Raw genomic sequence first — 623 nt, 5'->3', positions numbered from 1 at the left:
ATTTGATTAATAATACTTATTAAATGTACTAGTAAACGTTCTGCACTCTCCTTTTTATACAAATCAGTACAATACTCCAATGCCATTTGGTAATCATTCTCTACTTCATAAATACCAAATGTAAGATCAAATTTCGCAACTTTAAACTCTGCCTCTATAGATTCCGTACTACTTCCATGCAAATCTAGTTCTACACTGTCATTATTTTGTAGCACAAGCATAACGTCAAATAATGGATTTCTTGACATATCACGATGTACCGTTACTTCTTCTACCAACTCTTCAAAAGGATATTCCTGATTTTCATAAGCTTGTAAACATGTTTGACTAATTTCTTCTAAAAATTGTTTATATGTTTTTTGACCTTTCGGTTTTCCCCTCATAGCCAACGTATTAACAAACATTCCTAACATATTTTCTGTGTCTTTATGGGTTCTTGCACTTATTGGACTACCGATTACAATATCCTCTTGTCTACTATATTTTTCGAGTAGAATCATCGCCGCAGATAAGAATATCATATATTCTGTCACTTGATTTTGTTGAGAGAATCTTTTAATCTTTGATGCAAGTTCTTTTCCTACCAAATTATATACTGACGCACCCGCAAAGCTTTGTTGTTG

The 623-nt window shown here is 32.6% G+C and carries 1 protein-coding gene; it reads right to left on the bottom strand.

Features of this window, described 5'->3' with window-relative positions:
* Positions 1-623, bottom strand: a 623-nt coding sequence (locus tag MR167_RS31645; RefSeq protein ID WP_242316246.1) for a condensation domain-containing protein, incomplete at both ends; no start/stop codon positions are given.

It is taken from the genome of Bacillus cereus group sp. BfR-BA-01355, assembly GCF_022663675.1.
In the GTDB taxonomy this organism is placed as follows: Bacteria; Bacillota; Bacilli; order Bacillales; family Bacillaceae_G; genus Bacillus_A; species Bacillus_A thuringiensis_S.
This window is presented reverse-complemented; position numbering and strand designations above follow the sequence as displayed.